This is a genomic window from Microbacterium testaceum, assembly GCF_001476655.1.
GTDB classification, from domain to species: domain Bacteria; phylum Actinomycetota; class Actinomycetes; order Actinomycetales; family Microbacteriaceae; genus Microbacterium; species Microbacterium testaceum_C.
In genome coordinates this window covers 1-904 of record NZ_LDRT01000254.1, presented here as the reverse complement: position 1 = coordinate 904, position 904 = coordinate 1, and the positions used below count along the sequence as shown (strand labels likewise).

The 904-nt window shown below is 69.8% G+C and carries 1 protein-coding gene; it reads left to right on the top strand.

Annotation, left to right across the window (positions count from 1 at the left end):
- Positions 1 to 536: 3-hydroxyacyl-CoA dehydrogenase family protein (locus NS220_RS18820; protein ID WP_242864696.1), on the top strand; the 536-nt coding region annotated here is incomplete at its 5' end.
- Positions 537 to 904 lie beyond the last annotated feature (368 nt).

Below are 904 nucleotides of genomic sequence, written 5' to 3'. Positions count from 1 at the left end.
AGGTCATGGGCGAGGCGGCGCGCGCGGTGTACGAGGGCACCCCCCTGACGGTCGTCGAGAAGGCGTTCGCTCCCCTCGGACTGCCGATGGGACCGTTCCAGCTGATCGACCTGGTCGGCTGGAAGGTCGCGGCGCACGTCCAGGACACGATGGCGCACGCCTTCCCCGACCGGTTCTTCTCGTCGGAGAACTTCCACGAGCTCGCGGCCCTGCCGGAGGTCGTCGAGAAGGACAAGAGCGGCCGCGTGACCGGCTGGACCAAGGCCGCGCAGAAGGTGCTCGCCACCGGCAAGACCCCGGTCGCGCCCGAGACGATCCTCGCCCGCGTGCAGGACGGTCTCGCGCAGGAGATCAAGATCATGCTCGACGAGGGCGTGGTCCCCGAGGTGCAGGACATCGACCTGTGCCTCATCCTCGGCGCCGGGTGGCCGTTCATCGACGGTGGGGCCTCGCCCTACCTCGATCGCGAGGGGGCGTCGGAGCGCGCCTTCGGCGACACGTTCCACCACCCGCCCATCCGCGGCATCGGAGCCTGAGGCCCCGCACACGACGACGGCGCCGTCCCCGAGGGGGCGGCGCCGTTGTCATCTGTGCGAGGTGAGGGGCAGCGCTCCGCGACAGGAGATCGTCCGGGGACAGGACGGGGCTCGGTGGGCGAGGCGTGTTCTGGAATGATCGCCTGTTCTCGCGCGGTGGGGCTCGTGAGGAAGGGGCCGGGATCTCAAGATCCCGGCCCCTTCCTCACGCCCTTACGGCCGGGACTTCTCCCACTCCTCGATCGTCGGGATCGAGCCGGTCGGAGTCTGCCGCGCCATGGGGATGCGGGTACCGAGGACCTGCGCCACGACGTCATGGGCGATCTTGGATGCCGTGAGACCGGCATCCTCGAGGATCTTATCGGCCG